12 protein-coding genes and 2 pseudogenes are annotated in these 18,850 nt (G+C 50.7%); 6 read left to right on the top strand and 8 right to left on the bottom strand.

The annotated features are described in order from the left end of the window. Positions 1-46 precede the first annotated feature (46 nt). The 4 genes and pseudogenes from ACQ86O_RS26550 to ACQ86O_RS26535 form a co-directional block, all read right to left on the bottom strand. On the bottom strand, positions 47-1,378 hold the full coding sequence (locus ACQ86O_RS26550; protein ID WP_431223548.1) for an exo-beta-N-acetylmuramidase NamZ family protein: 1,332 nt from the start codon (positions 1,376-1,378) through the stop codon (positions 47-49). A gap of 105 nt (positions 1,379-1,483) precedes the next feature. After that, a pseudogene (locus ACQ86O_RS26545) lies at positions 1,484-2,568 on the bottom strand (hypothetical protein). Positions 2,569-2,585: 17 nt separating this feature from the next. Then, entirely contained in the window at positions 2,586-4,457 is a 1,872-nt protein-coding gene (locus ACQ86O_RS26540; protein ID WP_431223547.1) for a glycoside hydrolase family 3 protein, read from the bottom strand. Positions 4,458-4,867: 410 nt separating this feature from the next. Continuing rightward, positions 4,868-5,728 (bottom strand): SIS domain-containing protein, encoded by an 861-nt coding sequence (locus tag ACQ86O_RS26535; protein WP_431223546.1) that lies wholly within the window; start codon positions 5,726-5,728, stop codon positions 4,868-4,870. A gap of 341 nt (positions 5,729-6,069) precedes the next feature. Between ACQ86O_RS26535 and murQ the strand changes: the two genes are divergently transcribed. Together murQ and murP are read left to right on the top strand one after the other, a co-directional pair. Then, positions 6,070-6,978, top strand: a complete 909-nt coding sequence (murQ, locus tag ACQ86O_RS26530) for an N-acetylmuramic acid 6-phosphate etherase (RefSeq protein WP_431223545.1) — start codon at positions 6,070-6,072, stop codon at positions 6,976-6,978. Positions 6,979-6,980: 2 nt separating this feature from the next. Beyond that, positions 6,981-8,432 carry a PTS N-acetylmuramic acid transporter subunit IIBC gene (gene murP, locus ACQ86O_RS26525; RefSeq protein ID WP_431223544.1) on the top strand — a complete coding sequence of 484 codons (1,452 nt, stop codon included), beginning with the start codon at positions 6,981-6,983 and terminating at the stop codon, positions 8,430-8,432. A gap of 193 nt (positions 8,433-8,625) precedes the next feature. On the opposite strand, the gene alr is transcribed toward murP, so the two are convergent. Further along, entirely contained in the window at positions 8,626-9,849 is a 1,224-nt protein-coding gene (alr, locus tag ACQ86O_RS26520) for an alanine racemase (protein WP_431223543.1), read from the bottom strand. Between the two features lie 235 nt (positions 9,850-10,084). Then, positions 10,085-10,456, bottom strand: a complete 372-nt coding sequence (locus ACQ86O_RS26515) for a VOC family protein (RefSeq protein ID WP_431223542.1) — start codon at positions 10,454-10,456, stop codon at positions 10,085-10,087. Between the two features lie 511 nt (positions 10,457-10,967). Between ACQ86O_RS26515 and ACQ86O_RS26510 the strand changes: the two genes are divergently transcribed. The 3 genes and pseudogenes from ACQ86O_RS26510 to tynA all read left to right on the top strand — a co-directional run bounded on the left by ACQ86O_RS26510 (position 10,968) and on the right by tynA (position 14,804). Next, on the top strand, positions 10,968-11,150 hold the full coding sequence (locus tag ACQ86O_RS26510; RefSeq protein WP_431223541.1) for a DUF4762 family protein: 183 nt from the start codon (positions 10,968-10,970) through the stop codon (positions 11,148-11,150). A gap of 279 nt (positions 11,151-11,429) precedes the next feature. Continuing rightward, positions 11,430-12,344: a transcriptional regulator FeaR gene (gene feaR, locus ACQ86O_RS26505; RefSeq protein ID WP_431223540.1), complete on the top strand. Its 915-nt coding sequence runs from the start codon at positions 11,430-11,432 to the stop codon at positions 12,342-12,344. 196 nt (positions 12,345-12,540) lie between these two features. Beyond that, positions 12,541-14,804, top strand: a pseudogene (tynA, locus tag ACQ86O_RS26500) (primary-amine oxidase). Positions 14,805-15,373: 569 nt separating this feature from the next. On the opposite strand, the gene ACQ86O_RS26495 reads toward tynA, so the two are convergent. Both ACQ86O_RS26495 and tehB read right to left on the bottom strand, forming a co-directional pair. Next, entirely contained in the window at positions 15,374-16,873 is a 1,500-nt protein-coding gene (locus ACQ86O_RS26495) for an aldehyde dehydrogenase family protein (RefSeq protein ID WP_431223539.1), read from the bottom strand. Positions 16,874-16,985: 112 nt separating this feature from the next. Continuing rightward, positions 16,986-17,585 (bottom strand): SAM-dependent methyltransferase TehB, encoded by a 600-nt coding sequence (gene tehB / locus ACQ86O_RS26490; protein WP_431223538.1) that lies wholly within the window; start codon positions 17,583-17,585, stop codon positions 16,986-16,988. A gap of 151 nt (positions 17,586-17,736) precedes the next feature. Here tehB and ACQ86O_RS26485 point away from each other — a divergent pair, with 151 nt between their 5' ends. Further along, positions 17,737-18,822 carry a DUF1615 domain-containing protein gene (locus ACQ86O_RS26485; RefSeq protein WP_431223537.1) on the top strand — a complete coding sequence of 362 codons (1,086 nt, stop codon included), beginning with the start codon at positions 17,737-17,739 and terminating at the stop codon, positions 18,820-18,822. Positions 18,823-18,850: the final 28 nt, after the last annotated feature.

Raw genomic sequence — 18,850 nt, 5'->3', positions numbered from 1 at the left:
GCGGGGTGAAAGCTTGGGCGATCACCCCAAAAGTCAAAGAAAGGGTTTAGGGGTAAAGCTTATATTTCTCGCGTAGTTGCAAATAACTATCGATGCCCGGTTGCCACTGGGCTTCGATAAAACTCAGGGTTTCATCCACCGACAATTTTCTTTCGCTGGCCTGGTTCATTAACCGGGGCAGGCTGCTGGTGCCGGTGAGCTTTGCCAGCCAGAGCGGGCGTATCAGATAGAACTGTTCCTGATAGCTCAGATATTGCGCTTCCTGCTCTGCGGGAATAACCAGCGCATAGCCCGCATTGTGGAACTTGAACCACCAGTCCACAAAATAACGAATGGTTGGCTTGACCTGGCGGGCATCGGTATCGATAAAGCGTTCACCGCAAACTTCTTTACCGGCCTGTGGCCAGCCAGTTTTCTTCTGGCTAATGTCTACCTGATAGCAGGTATTGACATAAAACTGGCGTGAGGGAAAACCCAATTGCTCGAATGGATGATCCGAACCCCGGCCCATATTGACGCTGGTGGCTTCAAACAGGCCCAGGGAAGGGTATAGCTGGATCGCCAAGTCACTGCGTAAGTTCGGGGAAGGCCGAACCGGCAATGAGTAAGCTGTGTCGTGGGTATAGTTACCCATGCTGATAACCAGCAGATCTTCTGGCGGCAATTGATATTGCCTGATGCCGAATGCCTGCCAGTTGCCGTCATTAAAATGGGTCAACCAACCTTCGCCGATGATCATGCGGGCGAACTCACCTGACGTCAGGCCGTGAACCATCGGGATCGGGTGCATGCCGATCCCCGATATATTCTCTTCTTCCAGGATCGGGCCATAAACCTGATTACCCAGCGGGTTTGGCCGATCGAACACCATCAGCTTCTTATGGCTTTTTTGCAGGCTTTCCAGCATGTGATGCATGGAAATGGTGTAGGTAAAGTAGCGAACGCCAACGTCCTGCAAGTCATAGATAACGATATCAACGTCAGCCAACTGCGCCTCGGTTGGGTGGGCTCGCGCTCGGCCATCGGCATCCCGGCCATAGAGGGAAACGATCGGCAGACCGCTCTGTTTATCAATATGGTTATCGTCACCCAGCCCGGCCTCTGCGTTACCCCGAATACCATGCTCAACCGAGAACAAGGTGGTTACGGTAAAATTGAACTTACCTTGTTCTGAGAGCAGTTTGTCGATGGTATGACGCCCCTCTTTGTTGATGGAGCTTTGGTTTACCATCAGGCCAACCCGCTGGTTTTTCAGCAGCGGCCCGTAGATATCGGCCCGATCGACACCCAGAACAATGCCCTGTGCTGCATTGGCAGGGTGAACACAGATAACGAGCGAGGAACACAGGAAAAACAAGTTCAACAGGAAGTGTCTCATTCCTTATTTCCCTCTAGACCCTTCTGCGTGAAGTTGCAGCGTTGCTGGCTGCAACTCCAACGACGTTGGGGAGATTAATAAATTAGATTGCTCACGGCAGCCAGATCAGAAGTTATGCCGTAGTTCTAACGCCCAGAACCAGAAGTTGTTGCTGGTCTTATTACCGTCCATCCAGGTTTGTTCCGGGCGGTAGTAGGTATCTGCAAATAGCGATGTTTGTTGGGTAAAGGGATATATCGCCTGTAACCCATAGCGGCTGCGGTTTTTTCTTTATACACAGTTTCATTATTATGCGAGTCGCGGAAACTTTGTGTCCCTTTTACCAGCGCCAGTCGGGTATATGGCATCAGTAAAAAGCCATTATCAAACTTGTAGCGGTAAATCCCCCACAAGAAATGCTCTTTGTTGTAAAGCGTGTTGACCAATTGCTCATCGATATAAAGATAATTCAGCCACAGCGAGTTTTTCCGGTTAAACGTCAGGTTGGCACCGGCAAAGTGTTCATTGATTTGGCTCCAGTCACGCTTGTAGACCCCGTAGTCACCTTTCGCCCGGGCATAGTCCAGTTTACGGTCAATCAAGCGGAAAGACAGACTGGCATTGAAACTCAGGCTGTCAGAATATTTATAGTACGCCTGTGGGCGGATCCAGAACTCGTGCCGCTCCTCGCCTTTGCGGATATCCCCTTTATATTCCGGATCGGCCAGTGCCGGGTTGCTGATCGAAGGAGAATGCCAGTTGTCATTACGATACCCGAGGCGCAGTTTGGTGTTACCGCTTTTGCCCTCCAGAGTAAATGGAAAGGTTCTGGTAACGCCGGCTTGCCAACGCGTGCGATCGTATTCCGGGTTGTTATCCAGATAGGTTTTCAAAAACTGCACATCGTAGAGCCACAATGAATCATTCTGGTAGATATAGGCCCCGAGGTACGGTGATGTCGCCATGCTGCCTTTCATAAATTTCCAGTTATCATCACTGTCAATTTCTTGCTCGGTTCCAATATAGGTATCGAAATTCCAGACTTTCTGCTTGAGTTTTTGCAGACTCTCTTTCTTCTCCTGTTCCATTTGCAGAATTCTTTTATTGAGTTTGATGATTTCCTGATCATAATCGGTTTCAGATTCATCGGCTAAAACGGGACTGGCTATCACCAAGGCACTGAGAATGACTAACCCTGTCAAAATTTTCATATTTTACCTTCAGTTTTTTATAATGTGGTTAATCCATAACCGCGCGGATAGAGCACCTGGTTATTGTCTGGGGTTTTGATATCTACCGGTAATTTCCCCTTAGGTGTAGCGAGGATAGCTGTTTTACCCGCAGGCCCTTGGAACAGGGTTCTTAATCCGCTGCGGATATTGGTTTCCAGGCTATTACGCACGTTATTAGTCACGTCGAACCCGGTAATGCCATAAATGGCTATGTTGGCTTTCACATCAGATAAATAAGCGATGTCATAGGGGTTACGTGTAGAGATAACCACTAAAGGGATGTTTTTCTTATTGGCAATATCGATAATACGCTGTGCGTTTACCGGGTTGAGCTTAAGATTATAGGTTGCCAGAATAATAAACTGCTGGTCCTGGAGCTGTTTTTCAATCTCTTCAACCGTTAATGTATCCTGGTCCAGTTTAATCACTTGATTGTTGACGTTCAACTGAACGTTGAGCTCATTGGCAATATCACCCAGATGTTTCTCTATTAGCTGATTGCGTGGCGCCTCATCGGAAAACACCATGATAGTGTTTTGTTGCTTGAGGGGATAAGGCAGAATATGGTCATTTTTGATCAACGTTATAGCCTGCTCAGAAATGGCATTTTCAAGATCTTTATGCGCTTTGGATGCGACAATAGTTTGTGCCGTGGCGGCATTATGCGCTGCAGGCGAGAGTTGTTTGCTGAGTTTAGTATAAATAACCCGTTGTGCTGAATCCTCAATACGTTGCTTAAATACCGGGTCTTTTTCTGCCTCGGCTTTCAAATAGTCATACAGGCCGCCGAGTTGCTCAATACTGTTGCTGTCTTTAATCGCCAGCGGCATCAGCACAATATCGTTACCTGCCAAAATAGCCTGCTTTATCGACCAGTGACGATCAAAATTACCGGTGATTGCCCCCATGTCCATCGCGTCCGTCAGGATCAGGCCATTAAACTTAAGCTGGTGGCGTAAAATATCGGTCAGGATCGGCTTGGACAAGGTTGCCGGGGTGCCGATTTTCTCCCCTTTGATATTGGTCAAACGGGTGTTATCCAGTGCCGGAACCACGACATGAGCGGTCATGATGGCATCGGTGTCTGGCATGACTTCGGTGAACGGTTTCAGCTCCGTCTGCTGCCAGGCCGCTTTATCAATATTGACACTCGGCAGGGCAAAATGGGTATCCGAGGTGACATTGCCATGGCCTGGGAAATGCTTTAACGAAGTGAGAACCGGGTATTTATGGATCCCCTCGATATAACTACGGGCAAGTTTCCCCACCAGGATCGGATCGTCTGAGTAGGCCCGAACCCCGATCACCGGGTTATTCTGGTTGTTATTAACATCCACCACCGGGCCGAAGTTAAAGTTAAAACCCAGGCTGGTTAATTCATAGCCATGAATACTGCCTGCCTGCTGGGCCAGGTCGTTTGACCCGGTTGCGCCCAGAGCCATATTCCCCGGCATTTCAGTACCAACACGCAGGCGGGTGACATAGCCCCCTTCTTGATCGGTACTGATAAACAGCGGCAAATTATCGCGTGCGTTCTGCAGGTTATTAATTAATTCGACCGTCTGCGGAGTATCAATCAGGTTTTCACGAAACAGGATCACCGAACCCAGATGGAAATCGGTGATCATTTTACTGACGCTGTCATTTATCGTGATAAAAGCCGTCTTATTTTCACTGTTGTTTTCATCCCATGAACGAATATCTATCATCAACATCTGCCCGAGCTTTTCTTCAAAACTCATTTGGTTGATTAGTTTTTCGGCGGACGTTTCAGGGGAAAGCCACATCTCTTTCAACTGTGTTTCTGGAATGGCTGCGGCATAGCTTCCGGCACTAAATAAAAAAACGACAGGTATTATTTTTTTCATGGATGACTCCGTGATGTAATTTTCCGGCGATTGTACATTCCAAAACGGCTAATAAAGTGATAATTATCACAATTGCTCTATTCGTCCTTTTTGACTGGAAAGGAATAATGACTGTTTCTTGCACAGCCATTTTTTGTCACCACCTTACTGATCCACGGAATAGGCGAGGAATAGCTTTATCATATCGGGAATATCTTGGAGTAATTAATTTCTATATTGTAATTAATGATAAGAATACTCTCAGATATCACTAAATCATTTTTTCGCTAACTATATTTCAAGGGGCAGGGAGGAGTAACTGGTTCTACCAAGAAACGCCAAGGCTCGGATGAACGGAGCCATTACCGGTAAAAGGTTTAACGGTTAGAGAGTTGCCAGCGTTTTACCGCGAGAACCAGTCAGTGTGTGGGTCAGTCGTCCAGGTTGTTAATGGTCATGCTGGCATTGAGCACCAACGGTTTGGCAATTTCTTTTCGTTGCTGCATCAGAGCCAGAAAAATCAGGTCTGTCAGGGTATTTTGCGCCGTCCTTGATGATATTGAAGAGCTTCTCCATTCGTTTTCGTCAGAGACACTTTCCAGCACATAATCGGCAATCTTGGCCAGAGGGTTTGCTTTATTGCCGGTGATGGCGATAACCGTGGCCCCCTGAGCCTTTGCCATTGTCGCTGCGATGCGCATTTCTTTTCTTTTGCCGCTGAAAGACAGGACGATTTGCACGTCTTTTGGCGTCAGCGCCTGCGCCGTGGCCAACTGAACGTGCAGATCGGCTTCTGCCAGGCTGAGGATGCCTATTTTCTGCAATTTGTAGCTGAGATCTTTGGCCGTTAGCCCGGAACCCCAAATGCCGACAATCTGCACCCGCTGCGCGTTATCGATAATATCCACCACCTGATGAAACAGCGGGAAATTGATCCTTTTGGTGGTCTCCATGATTGCAGCGGTTTTTTCGTGGGCCAGTTTTTGCGCCACCACCATCAGTGAGTCCTCAGAGGAAATGGCGTTATGCAACGCCTTATGCGGATAAGTTTTGAACTGGTTATTTCTGCCCAACTCTTCACTGATGGCAATTTTCAGCGCCGGGAAGCCCTTCATGCCAATCTTCTGGCTAAACTTCACGATGGCGGACTGACTGACACCGGCGTCTTCGGCGAAGCTGGAAGATGACATGCTCAGCACCGACTCCGGGTTATCCAGGATGTATTTTGCAATTTTTTGCTGGTTTTCGGCCAGCCCTGGCAGCAACCAGGTGATTTGGTTTAGCACTGACATTAACAATATCCCCACTGTGTGTAATATACCCGTCGCCTTTCAAGCTGCCGCGTTGCTACCTGCACCCATCTCATCCCATTAAATCAGCTCCAGGGGATGAGATAGCAGAGTGCCTAGCTGCAACTTGAAATTCATAGGGTATAGATTATTCCTGTAGCTGGTTTTTCATTCCATCGATTTATGTATTTGAAATCATTTAAGATAACTATTTTAATGACGCTTTTTTTAACGTTTATTCCTCATGTCACGATAAGTGAGAATCGATTTACCGTGATGATTATCACATTTGATGAATAAATAATTCCTTAACATTGCCGAAAACCTAAACAAATGGAAGCCCCATGAAGATTAATTTAAGCAAGATGGTGACGGAAAGCCGTAATCCGGCCAGTTCGCAAATTGATACTCTACCAACGCTGGATATGCTTGCGGTGATCAACGCCGAGGATAAAAAGGTCCCTGTTGCAGTGGAAGCGACTCTACCAGAGATCGCCAAGGTGGTGGATCTGGTGGTTGAGGCTTTCGCCAACGGCGGTAGATTGATTTATTGCGGCGCAGGAACCTCGGGCCGCTTGGGGATCCTGGATGCCAGTGAGTGTCCGCCAACCTACGGCACACCGCGTGAATTGGTGATCGGCCTGATTGCCGGTGGCCATACGGCGATATTGCAGGCGGTAGAAAATGCAGAAGATAACCCGGAAATGGGGAAGCAGGATCTGCGTAATCTCGATTTTAATGCGCGTGACGTGCTCGTGGGGATTGCCGCGAGCGGCCGAACCCCTTATGTGTTGGGGGCGATGGCTTATGCCCGTAGCCTGGGTGCCAAAGTCGCGGCCATTTCTTGTAATCAGAACAGCGAAATGAGCAAAGCGGCAGATATTGCCATTGAGCCGCTGGTCGGTCCGGAAGTGGTCACCGGTTCATCGCGCATGAAAGCGGGCACCGCCCAGAAGTTAATTCTTAATATGATAACCACCGGCGCCATGATCCGCAGTGGTAAGGTTTACAGCAACCTGATGGTGGACGTTGAGGCCACAAACGCCAAGCTGGTACAGCGCCAGGTCAATATTGTGGTTGAGGCGACCGAGTGCAGCCCCGCAGAGGCTGAGAATGCGCTCAACCAATGCCATCGCCACTGTAAAACCGCGATCGTGATGATCCTGGGTGGCCTGACTGCCGAAGAGGCGGCGGCGGTTCTGAATCAGAATAAAGGATTTATCCGTAAAGCGCTGCAAGGGATACAGGCATAGCCATGGCGAAAATAACCGTTCCTATGATCGAGCAGATTTTACTGTTCACCGGTGGCAGTAAAAATATCATTATCTGCGGTAACTGCATGACCAGGCTGCGCCTGACGTTAAAAGATCGCCAACTGATACAGCAAGATGCATTGAAGAAAATACCCGGCGTGATGGGGGTGGTTAACGGCGACGATCAACTGCAGATCATCCTCGGCCCTGGTAAGGCTCAGACCGCCAGTGAGATGATGAATGCGATGCTGACCGCGGCGCCACCGCAAGCCAACGGGGGAGAAGAACAGGCAGATTTACAGGCGCTGGCAAGCCAGAACAAACGCCAGATGAAGTCGAAGCAAAATAGCGCGGTGCATAATTTCCTGACCAAGTTTGCCACTATTTTCACGCCGCTGATCCCTGGGTTTATTGCCGCAGGCCTGTTGCTGGGGATCGCCACGCTGCTGCAGCAAACGCTGGTGATTGAGGGAGTGGCACCGGCAGCCTGGTTAAAAGGCCTGATTGCTTACATGAAGGTGTTCAGCGTCGGTCTGTTTACCTTCCTCAGTATCCTGATTGGCTTTAATACCCAGAAGGCTTTTGGCGGCACCGGGGTCAATGGCGCGATTATCGCCTCGCTGTTTGTCTTGCGTTATATTCCGGAAGGCACCGTCGGTTATTACGCGGGCATGAGTGATTTCTTTGGGCTGGTGATCGATCCACGCGGCAATATTATCGGTGTTTTGCTGGCCTGTATGCTGGGGGCCTGGATCGAGCGGCAGGTACGCCGGATAATTCCCGATAATCTGGATATGATCCTGACTTCGACCATCACTTTGCTGATCACTGGCGCTATTACTTTTGTGGTCATCATGCCGGTGGGCGGTGAGCTGTTTAAAGGCATGTCATGGCTGTTTATGCACCTGAACGGCAACCCGTTTGGTACCGCCATCCTGGCCGGGTTGTTCCTGATTGCCGTGGTGTTCGGCATTCATCAAGGTTTTGTACCGGTCTATTTTGCCTTGATGGATGCGCAGGGCTTTAACTCGCTATTTCCTATTCTGGCGATGGCTGGGGCTGGTCAGGTTGGGGCGTCGCTGGCGCTGTTTTTCCGTTCGCCAAAAGGCTCTCTGTTACGTACCCAGATCAAAGGCGCTATCTTCCCTGGCCTGTTGGGCATTGGTGAACCGCTGATTTATGGCGTTACGTTACCACGCCTGAAGCCCTTTGTGACTGCCTGCCTGGGCGGAGCCGTTGGCGGCTTCTTTATCGGCCTGATTGCCTGGATGGGGTTACCGGTGGGGCTCAACACGGTATTTGGCCCATCGGGCCTGGTGTCTATCCCGCTGATGACGTCGGCCAAGGGCATTTTTGCCGGGATGCTGGTTTATGTCGCCGGTATTGCCATTTCCTATACCGCCGGATTTATTCTGACGTGGTTCTTTGGCAGCAAGGATGTTGATTTAAGCTGATATACCCGTCGTCTTTCAGGCTGCCGCGTTGTTATCTGCACGCGGTTGCCAGGCCTCATTCGTGAGCCTGGCCCTTGAGGGGCGCCGCGAGTAGCGTAAAACTGTTATCAGCTTTTTGTGGCCCGCCGCTTGCGGCATTCAAATCGGTTCCTGGCCGAATTGGCCCTGCTGGTCAGGGCCATGTCGATTTAATTTAATCCACTAAAACGCGCTTGTTGGTTGCGCCCCAAAGGATCGACATTTCGGTAAACAGTGCGCCGCTGATGTCCTCGACTTCGGTAGCCGTGATCTCCGCATGGCCTTGTTTGCCAAAGAACACCACTTCATCACCAGGATTGACGTTTTTCAGCCCGGTCACATCCACCATCACGGTATTCATTGAGGTTTTACCTACGATAGGCACGCGCTGCCCCTGGATTAATACATGGCCAGCATTGCTGAATACCCTGCGATAGCCATCGGCATAACCGACCGGAATATTTGCCAGTACCGAATCGCGTTTTAACGTATAGGTGCGATCGTAGCCCACGGTATTGCCTTTGGGGTATTGATTAAGGGCGGCGATGGATGACTTGAACGTCATTACGCGCAAGTATTCCGTGCTGGCGATGGTGTCGCCGTAAAATACCCCGCCGACGCGTACCATATCGAGCCAGGATTCAGGCACGGTGAGGGTGGCGAAGGTATTGGCCACGTGTAACGTGATGTCGCTGCGTTTGACCCCGGTGATATCAAGTACCTGCTGCGACTGTACCTTGAAACGGGCGAGATCTTTGCGTACCGCTGCCGCATCTTCTTCAGGATAATGCGACATAATACCCACCATCTTCAGATGCGGTAATTCTGCAATGGCCTTGGCCTCTGCCAGCCCGCCGCTATCTTTGACTTCCAGACCATTGCGTGACATTCCGCCAGAGTTAAGTGCCAAATGAAAGCGCAGCGTTTTCCCCTGTTGGGCTGCGATGGCATCCAGGCGTTTTGCCATTTCCAGATTGCCAATCAGCTCCTCTGCATCATAGTCGGTGGCTTGGCGCATCTCCGCTTCGGTGGCGTTTCTCACGCGCATCAGGCGGCCTTTAAAGCCCAGCTCGCGCACGGTTTGCAGCTCTTGGTTACTTGCCACGCCAATACACTGCACATTGTTTTTTATCATGATGGGGGCCACCAGCGAAAGGTCGTGGCCGTAGGCATCCCCTTTTAAAATGGCGCAAAGGGTTGATTTATTCCCGAGCAGTTGCTGGACTTTGTGCGTGTTATATTCCAGTGCGCTTTGCGAAATTTCTAATCGGGCATTATTCACCACGTCTGGTGAACTTTTGGTCGTAATGACCAGGGAGTGATTTGGGGTGTTGGGTTGCTGGCAAGCAACCAGCGTTAATAGCGGTATTAATACTAAATGACGTAAATGCAGCGGCATATTCCCTTCCAAGCAAAATAAAGAAATGAATTTACTGGTCTTCATCAGTTTTTTTATCTGATTTGACGGCGAGTATGTTGGCAACTATTTGCGCTAACATAATGTAATAAATGCTAAAAATGCATTGTTGTAAATCGTTTTTTCGAATTAAGGAGGCGGCGGGCGAATCGGCGTATTTATGGCCGGGGATACCCGGCCAGTGAGAGAGTTCTGGGGTTCAGTAGCAAGAAGCGGGTTATTTCATCGAGTGCAATCCAATAACGTTGCCCTCAGAATCTTTCACAATGGAGGCAAAGCCATATTCGCCGATGCTGAATTTTGCTCTCAGGATCTCACCACCATTAGGAACAATGCGGTTCTCTTCCACCGCGCAATCCTCGCATATCAGGTACACCAGAGAACCGCCCGGCCCAGGGGGAACCCCTTCCATTTTTACCAGTGCACCAGCGGCACCTTCACTCCCTTCCTGATAAGGGAACATCAGGTATTCCATCCCCTCGGCTTCCAATTTTTCTAACTGCGTATTGAAAACAGACTCATAGAATTTTTGCGCTCGTGACATATCCGCAACATAAATCTCAAACCAGCCAACAATGTTTGTTCTCATCACTTTCTCCAGTCGGTTTTAAGTTAATGGTTTCTTGATAGACATTGTGGCGACTAATGTATGTATATACAGTGATCTGGATCATGCATTGGGTACAAAATTTGTCCAATCACATCAGTGTTTTTTCATTGACCGGAATTTATTCTGTCTGGTCAACAGAAACTTAAAAGTAATCCTCATCATTACTCGTTGATGGGTTCTTTCCGTTTTTTTATTAGAAACATCTTATATTCAATTTATAATTAATTCCCTTGAGATTTATATAATGCTTTTATATTGATGGAGAATACCGGGATAAAAAGGTTGTTTAATTGAGAATTTTCCCGAAGGTGTTCCGGATAAGGCTTTAACGTTGACTATGAATTTGATTGATCATTATAATTCGTTGGCCTTAAGGATGGTTTTTCAACTATTCGTTATTAATTTTTAGTAGATGTTTCAAGAATTAAATACTTTATTGATGACGAATCATTAAGGCAAACTTTATTATTATTTTCAATAAGGATATTTTATGAAAAAGTTAAACGTAGCTGAAGTTTCAAACATTGTTGGTGGTATTTTCGTGGCTTGTAAAGATACTTTCGAAAAAGAAGGTACCGGTGCAACTGCAGTTTGCCGTAAAGTAACTACCTGTCAGGGTAAGTACGGCGAATACACTGACCGTGCTCCAGCTGACCTGGCTAGCTGCGCGTAATCGTCAGTAATATTTTAAGGTATGGCGCTCAGGTGCTGTGCCTTATTTCTCACCCGGCATTCCGGCTTTTCCCCTTTTTTATTTTAATCCCCCAATCTGGCAGTACTCCCAGGCAATCTGTGATCCCCGCACCAAATTTCCGCTATAACTTTGAATCCATGTTAATGAATTGTTATGGTGCTCAGGTTGCACTGACGAACCTGGCTTTCCAAAAGGCTCCGGGTCGGTAAGTTTGATTGGCCAGCTCTCTTTTATTGCTGATGTTTCAAGGGGTTAATTATGGCAATTTCCACACGGCCCGGTGACGCCAGTTTTGAACAGTGGTTAGGGCAAATCAATTCGACCTGTGGGCGGTTTTGCGCCAAAATCCTGGCCCCGGGCTTTGCGGGTGCGATACAGGAGTTCCAATCCCATGCTCTGAGCCTGAGCGTGGTTGATGTGGCGCGGGCCAGGCTTTATCGAACCCGCAGCGAGATTGCCCAAAGTGATAACGCCCACTTTTTTATTGCCTTCCAACTGCGTGGTAATTCGGTGATGGAACAGGGGGAGAATCAGGCCACGTTATCAGCGGGGGATATCACCTTTATCGATGCCTCAAAGCCATGCAGTTTTACTTACCAGCAGAGTTCACGCCAATTATCACTGGTATTGCCGCGCAGCTACCTTGAACAGCATCTGCGTTTTGCCGATCTTCCTTTTGCACAGCGCATTGGTGCCGACAATATGGTGGCTAAACTCAGCCAGCAACTGGTGCTGGGCAGCATGCAGAACCCGCAAATGAGTAGGGTAGAAAGCGAAGCCGTGCTTAATGCCGTCGCTACCTTACTGCGGCCGGTATTGGTGGGGCAGGACGAAGGGCATGATCCACACGAAAAGGTTTTTACCCGTTCGCTGGCGTTTATCGACAAGCATATCCAGTCTGAACAACTGAAGCCGGAATGGGTTGCCAGTGAGGTCGGGGTTTCGGTACGCAGTTTGTACCGCATGTTTGCCCGTAAAGGGCTGGTGGTAGCGCAATACATCAAAAACCGTCGTCTGGATCTGTGCGCTCAGGCGTTACGCCTAGCCAAAGAGCGGCAAAAGCTGGGCAATATCGGTTATGACTGGGGATTTGCCGACCACAGCCATTTCTCCACCGCTTTCAAGGCCCGCTTTGGCGTTTCGCCCAGTGAGTATCGCAAGCAGTATCAGTAATCCCCGCCATTCCCTTCCCGCCATGCTTTGCTGCAGATTGTCAGGAGCGACAAACAGGATGGCAAGCAGAACAAAATATCCCCTGTGAAGAGTTGCTATGTTGATCTGGGCCGATTAGTGGGTTCATGAAAATAATGACGGATGCAATGTCTCTTTTATTCGTGACGGGGGAATGATGGTGCTTACAAAACCAATAATGAAAACCAAACGCTTGCCAGCCGCAATCGCGCTGGCATTGGGCTTGCTGGCAGCGACCTGTTGGCAACCGGCGGCGCTGGCTCATGGCGCTGCAGCCCATATGGTACCTATGCAGAAAACGTTGGAGGAATTTGGTGCCAGCGTGCAGTGGGATGATTACGCGCGCATGTTCACCATCGTCAAAGATGGGGCCTATGTGAAAGTCAAACCGGATACCCGCGAGGCGATAGTTAACGGCAAGCCGCTGAAACTCCAGGTGCCGGTGGTGTTCAAGGGCAAAACGGCCTTTATGTCTGAGGAGTTTATCAATGAGGTTTTCCAGTCTGGCCTGGATCAGACCTTTGCCGTTGAACACCGTGCGCACCCGCTGAACCCATTGAGTGCGGCCGAAATTAACACGGTGGTGGCCGCTATCAAGGCAGCGCCGGAGTATAAGAACAACGTGCGTTTTACCGAAGTTTCGCTGCGGGAACCGGGGAAAGAGCAGGTTTGGCAGTTTGTCTTGAACGGTAGCGATGCGCAACCACCGCGCCAGGCTGATGTCACCCTGCTTGACGGGGTACATGTCATTGAAGCCGTCGTGGATCTGCAACAGAAAAAAGTGCTGTCCTGGCAGCCGATCAAAGATGCCCAGGGGATGGTGCTGCTGGATGATTTCACCAGCGTCCAGACGATCATCAATGGCAGTAAAGAATACGCCGAAGCCCTGAAAAAACACGGGGTGCAGGATCCGACCAAAGTGATAACTACGCCGCTGACGGTGGGGTATTTCGACGGTAAAGATGGTTTGCAGCAGGATCAGCGCCTGTTGAAAGTGGTCAGTTACCTTGACGTTGGCGATGGCAACTACTGGGCACATCCGATCGAAAACCTGGTGGCGGTGGTCGATCTTGAACAGAAGAAAATCATCAAAATTGAAGAAGGGCCGACGATCCCGGTGCCGATGAAGCCAACGCCGTATGATGGCCGCGATCGCAAAGCCCCTAAAATCAAACCGCTGGATATCATTGAGCCAGAAGGTAAAAATTACACTATTACCGGTAATACCCTCCATTGGCAGAACTGGGATTTCCACTTGCATCTGAATTCCCGCGTTGGGCCGGTAATTTCGACGGTGACTTATAACGACAATGGTCGTAAGCGCAAAGTGATGTATGAGGGATCGCTGGGCGGCATGATTGTGCCTTACGGCGATCCGGATGTGGGCTGGTATTTCAAAGCCTATCTGGACGCGGGTGACTACGGCATGGGCACGCTCACTTCCCCTATCGCGCTGGGTAAAGATGCGCCGCAAAACGCAGTGTTGCTGAATGAAACCATTGCTGATTACACCGGCAAACCTACCGATATTCCACGGGCCATTGCGGTGTTTGAGCGCTACGCCGGGCCGGAGTACAAGCATCAGGAGATGGGGCAGCCAAACATCAGCACCGAACGCCGGGAACTGGTGGTGCGCTGGATCAGTACGGTGGGCAATTACGATTATATCTTCGACTGGGTCTTCCACCAGAACGGCACTATCGGTATCGACGCTGGAGCGACGGGGATTGAAGCGGTTAAAGGCGTGAAGGCCCGAACCATGCAGGATCCCACGGCCAGGCAGGATACGCAGTACGGCACGCTGATTGATCACAACATCGTGGGGACCACCCATCAGCATATCTACAATTTCCGGCTTGATATGGATGTGGATGGGGAAAACAACAGCCTGGTGGAGCTGAACCCTGATGTGAAACCTAACGATCGTGGTGGTCCGCGATCCAGCACCATGCAGGTCGATCAGGTGAAGGTCAGTACCGAGCAACAGGCGGCGCAGAAGTTCGATCCTTCCACCATTCGTTTACTGAGTAATCCGAACCGGCTGAACAAGATGGGCAACCCGGTTTCCTATCAGATGATCCCTTATGCGGGGGGACCCACCCGATCGCCAAAGGGGCCAACTTTGGTAAAGACGAATGGATCTATCACCGTCTGAGCTTTATGGATCGGCAACTGTGGGTGACCCGCTACAACCCGAATGAGCGCTACCCGGAAGGCAAATACCCGAACCGCTCGATTCATGATACTGGTCTGGGGCAATACACCGCCGACAATCAGCCGATAGACAACACCGACAACGTGGTGTGGTTAACAACCGGCACTACCCATGTGGCGCGCGCGGAAGAGTGGCCGATTATGCCAACCGAATGGGTACACGCATTGCTCAAACCGTGGAATTTCTTTGATGAAACGCCAACGCTGAATCTGAACGGGCAACAGTAGAAGTCATTATTGCAACACTGAGAAAGCAGGGCGAACAAGTGGTTCGCCCTGCTTTATTGTGCGCCCTCAGCGTTGACTGGAAATATCAAATTACTTCAATAGCATAAATTCGATTTTATCAGTGTGGTTGCCTGTTTTCACAAGAATGATATGAAGGGCAACTTGCTGTAGCAGAAAAAGAATACCCGCTTCGGGAAGGATGAGACTGGCAACCAGGTACGCGAAATACCCGCGTGGCGTGGACAAGCCAACACCCGCTGATAGCGTTTGCAGAAGGACGGCAGGGGGCAGCAACCCCACTCATCCCGGCTTATGCAGCCGTTGATCGCCGCATCAACAAGCAGGGTTGTCTTGGCCAGTACGCGGATGTAAAAAACCGATTCTTATGGCTGTGTGATCGGATGGTGGCAGCAAGAGCCTGCGGCGGGGAGGATAATTTCTTTACGGCTGATCCCGTAAACCGGCACGCCAGACGGCGTAAAATGCTGGCTGTACAGCCCCGGGCTCAAGATTGGTGTAAGAGGAAGGTGGCGCGATCCCACCTTCCTTTCTCTTTAACGGGCTTTAGGTTAATAACGGATACAGACTGATTTCGATTCGGTGTATGCATCTAGCCAATCCGGGCCAAAATCACGGCCGCTGCCAGATTGTTTAAAGCCGCCAAACGGCATATTGGCGTCGATCAACGTATGGGTATTCACCCACACCGTGCCAGCCTGAATGCGTGGCGTATAGGCCATGGCGGCTTGCAGGCTGGTGGTCCACAGGCTGGCCGTCAACCCATAATCGGTATCGTTGGCTTTGCGCAGAGCCTCTTCTGCATCTGCCACGCGGATCAGGTTTACCACTGGGCCGAAAACCTCTTCCCTTGCCAGATTCAGGCTGTCGTCCGGGTTAATCACCAGCGTTGGCGGGATATAGAAACCCTGAGAGTCCGGCCCGGCGGAACCGGTTATCAGCTCGGCGTGCTTGTTTCTGGCATCCTCCAGATAGGCGGCCACTTTATCGCGATGAGCCTGCGAAACCAGCGGGTTGATCTGAGTGCTGCCATCCATACCTGGCCCGACAGACAGTGATTTCACCGCCTGCTCAAAGCCCGTGACCAGGCGATCGTAAATCGGCGCTTCAATGTAGATACGGGAACTGGCGGCGCAGACCTGCCCCTGGTTAAGGAAACTGCCTGCCATCAAGCCTTCAATCACCTGTTGCAGATCGGCATCTTTCAGTACGATCGCCGGGTTCTTGCCCCCTAATTCCAATGTGACGCGGGTTAGCCGATCGGCTGCTGCGCGTGCGATCCCTTTGCCTACCGGTGTCGAGCCGGTAAAGCTCACTTTGGCTACCAGCGGGTGCTCGGTTAACGCTTTACCGCAAACCGTTCCTTTGCCGGTCACCACGTTGAAAACACCCGGCGGCACGCCAGCCTCGCTGGCCAATTCAGCCATGCGCAGCAGCGTGAGCGGGGTGGTCTCCGAAGGTTTGATCACGATGGAGCAACCTGCAGCCAATGCAGGCATCACCTTCCACATGCCAATCATCAGCGGGAAGTTCCACGGCACAATCCCGGCGACTACACCGATCGGCTCTTTGCGGGTATAGACCTGATATTTGGCCCCTGGCGGCATCGGGATCGAGACGTCCAGGGTCTGGCCGGTGATTTTGGTGGTCAGCCCGGCGGCATAACGCATCCAGTTCAGTGTGCAACCCACTTCGAATGCGCGGGAGATATTAATGGATTTGCCCTGTTCCAGCGTCTCCAACTGGGCCAATTCTTCACTATGCTGTTCAACCAGGTCGGCATAGCGTAGCAAAATACGCTCGCGTTCTGCGGGTAGGCGCTGTGCCCAGACACCGTCAACAAAGGCCTGATGGGCAGAGGCCACCGCCAGTGCCACATCGTTGGCATTGGCATCGGCGGTTGAGGAAATCTGTTGACCGTCGGCGGGGTTAAAGACGCCCAGCCGCTGTTCGGCCTGCGAGGTTTGCCACTGGCCGTTAATATACAGGCCGTGTTGGCGGTCAAGGAAACGTACTACGCTGTCCAGAATGGTGACACGATTATCAGGCATACATCCTCCTAGGGTGTAGAGATGAACGTTACCCTTTCAAGTCTATAGCGTTATGCCAAGACCGGCTTTTGTCTGCCTGACATTCGGTTTGTACAGCGTGACATTAACCAGATTATTTACGTGCCAGCAAGGTCGCAAAACGCAGCTTGATACGGTTACCAGCGGCATCGACGCGGTGCAGTTCGCCAGGGTTCTCGTTGTATTTGATCACTTCCCAATCCTGATAATAGTTTCTCAACTCATCTGGCTTGAAGGTGAAAGAGAAAGGCATGGTGCACGGGTAGTCCGGCGTATCCATGGCGGCGACGATCAGGTTGTAGCCTCCCTTAACCGTGCTGTCTTGCATATTGCGCACAATCGTGGGGATCTGCTCGCGGTTCAGGAACATAAACACGACGGTAGACAGGATAAAGTCATATTGGCCGCTGAAACGATGGATATTGAGATCCTGCTCGCTGGCGGTGATCCGAGAGAGCTGTTCGGTTTCGATGATCTGATTGAGTGAGGCAATCGACTGGGGGTTTTTGTCCCAGGCGGTAACATCAAAACCCTTCAGATTGAGATAAAGCGAATTGCGGCCGCTGCCACAACCCAGATCCAACGTTTTACCGGGAGCAACCACCCTGGCTGCCTCAAGTACTTCGGAATGGGTTGGTGTCAGGGAGTATTTCTGGGTGTAGTGGTCTTCTGGCAGGACGGTCAGCTGATCCATCGTCATCTTCCTATAAATTAAGTTGCACATAAAATACATCTTTATTGGCTTTTTGCCTAGACCAGCCTCTGGCTGATAAAGTTTAAACTGGATCCTAGCGCCTGGCTGGGCTAACGTCACCTCTGCTGATGCCATGACGACCAGGAAAAAGATGCAAAAATACCGAATACTGAGCCTGATGGCGTTGCTGGTGCTGGCTGGTTGCAGCACTAAAACGCCGGAAAAACCCGCCGTGCGCCCGGCCGATGTGAAGGCGCAAATCGTCAAGCTGATGCCAGCCAAGGTTGGCGATCGCCAAGGTTGGGCGGTCGATATCACCGCCGCGTTGGCCGCACAGGGCATTGAGCCCAGCAAAGAAAATCTTTGTTCGGTGCTGGCCGTGACCGAGCAGGAGTCAGGCTTCCAGGCCGATCCACAAGTACCGGGCCTGGCCAGGATTGCCTGGAAAGAAATTGATCGCCGGGCCGACCAACTGCATATCCCCCATTTTGTAGTGCGCACCGCGCTGCTGATTAAATCCCCCAATGGCAAAAGTTATAGCGAACGGCTGGATAACGTCCGTAGCGAGAAACAGCTGAGTGCGATTTTTGATGATTTTATCAACATGGTTCCTATGGGGCAGAAGCTGTTTGGCAGCCTGAACCCGGTACGTACCGGAGGCCCGATGCAGGTCAGCATTGCTTTTGCCGAGGTTCATGCCAAAGGTTATCCGTACCCGATAACCGGATCGATTCGCCAGGAAGTGTTCAGCCGCCGTGGCGGCATGTACTTCGGTATTGTGCATCTGTTGGGGTATCCGGCTAACTACCCGCAGCCGATATACCGCTTTGCCGACTTCAATGCCGGGTGGTATGCCAGCCGTAACGCGGCATTCCAGAGTGCGGTAAGCCGGGTCTCTGGGATCCCGTTGGCGCTGGATGGCGATGTGATCAATTACGGCAACGATAAACCAGGTTCAACCGAGCTGGCGGTGCGGGCATTGGGTAAACGGCTGGATATGAGCAACGCCGCCATCCGCAGCGCTTTAGAAAAAGGTGATAGCCTGGAGTTTGAAAAGACGGGTTTATATCAGCGGGTGTTTGCGTTAGCGGAGAAAACCACCGGGAAAACGCTGCCACGGGAAGTGTTGCCGGGTATCCAGTTGGAAAGCCCGAAAATAACCCGCAAGCTGACTACGGCCTGGTTTGCCAAACGGGTCGACGAACGTTATCAGCGTTGTATGATGAAAGCGCAATAAAAGCCGGGGGCCGGTTCAGCCGCCCCCG

The sequence above is a fragment of the Serratia sp. L9 genome (genome assembly GCF_050632285.1).
In the GTDB taxonomy this organism is placed as follows: domain Bacteria; phylum Pseudomonadota; class Gammaproteobacteria; order Enterobacterales; family Enterobacteriaceae; genus Chania.
Note: the sequence above shows the minus strand (reverse complement) of the source record. Positions and strands in the feature narration are given on the sequence as shown.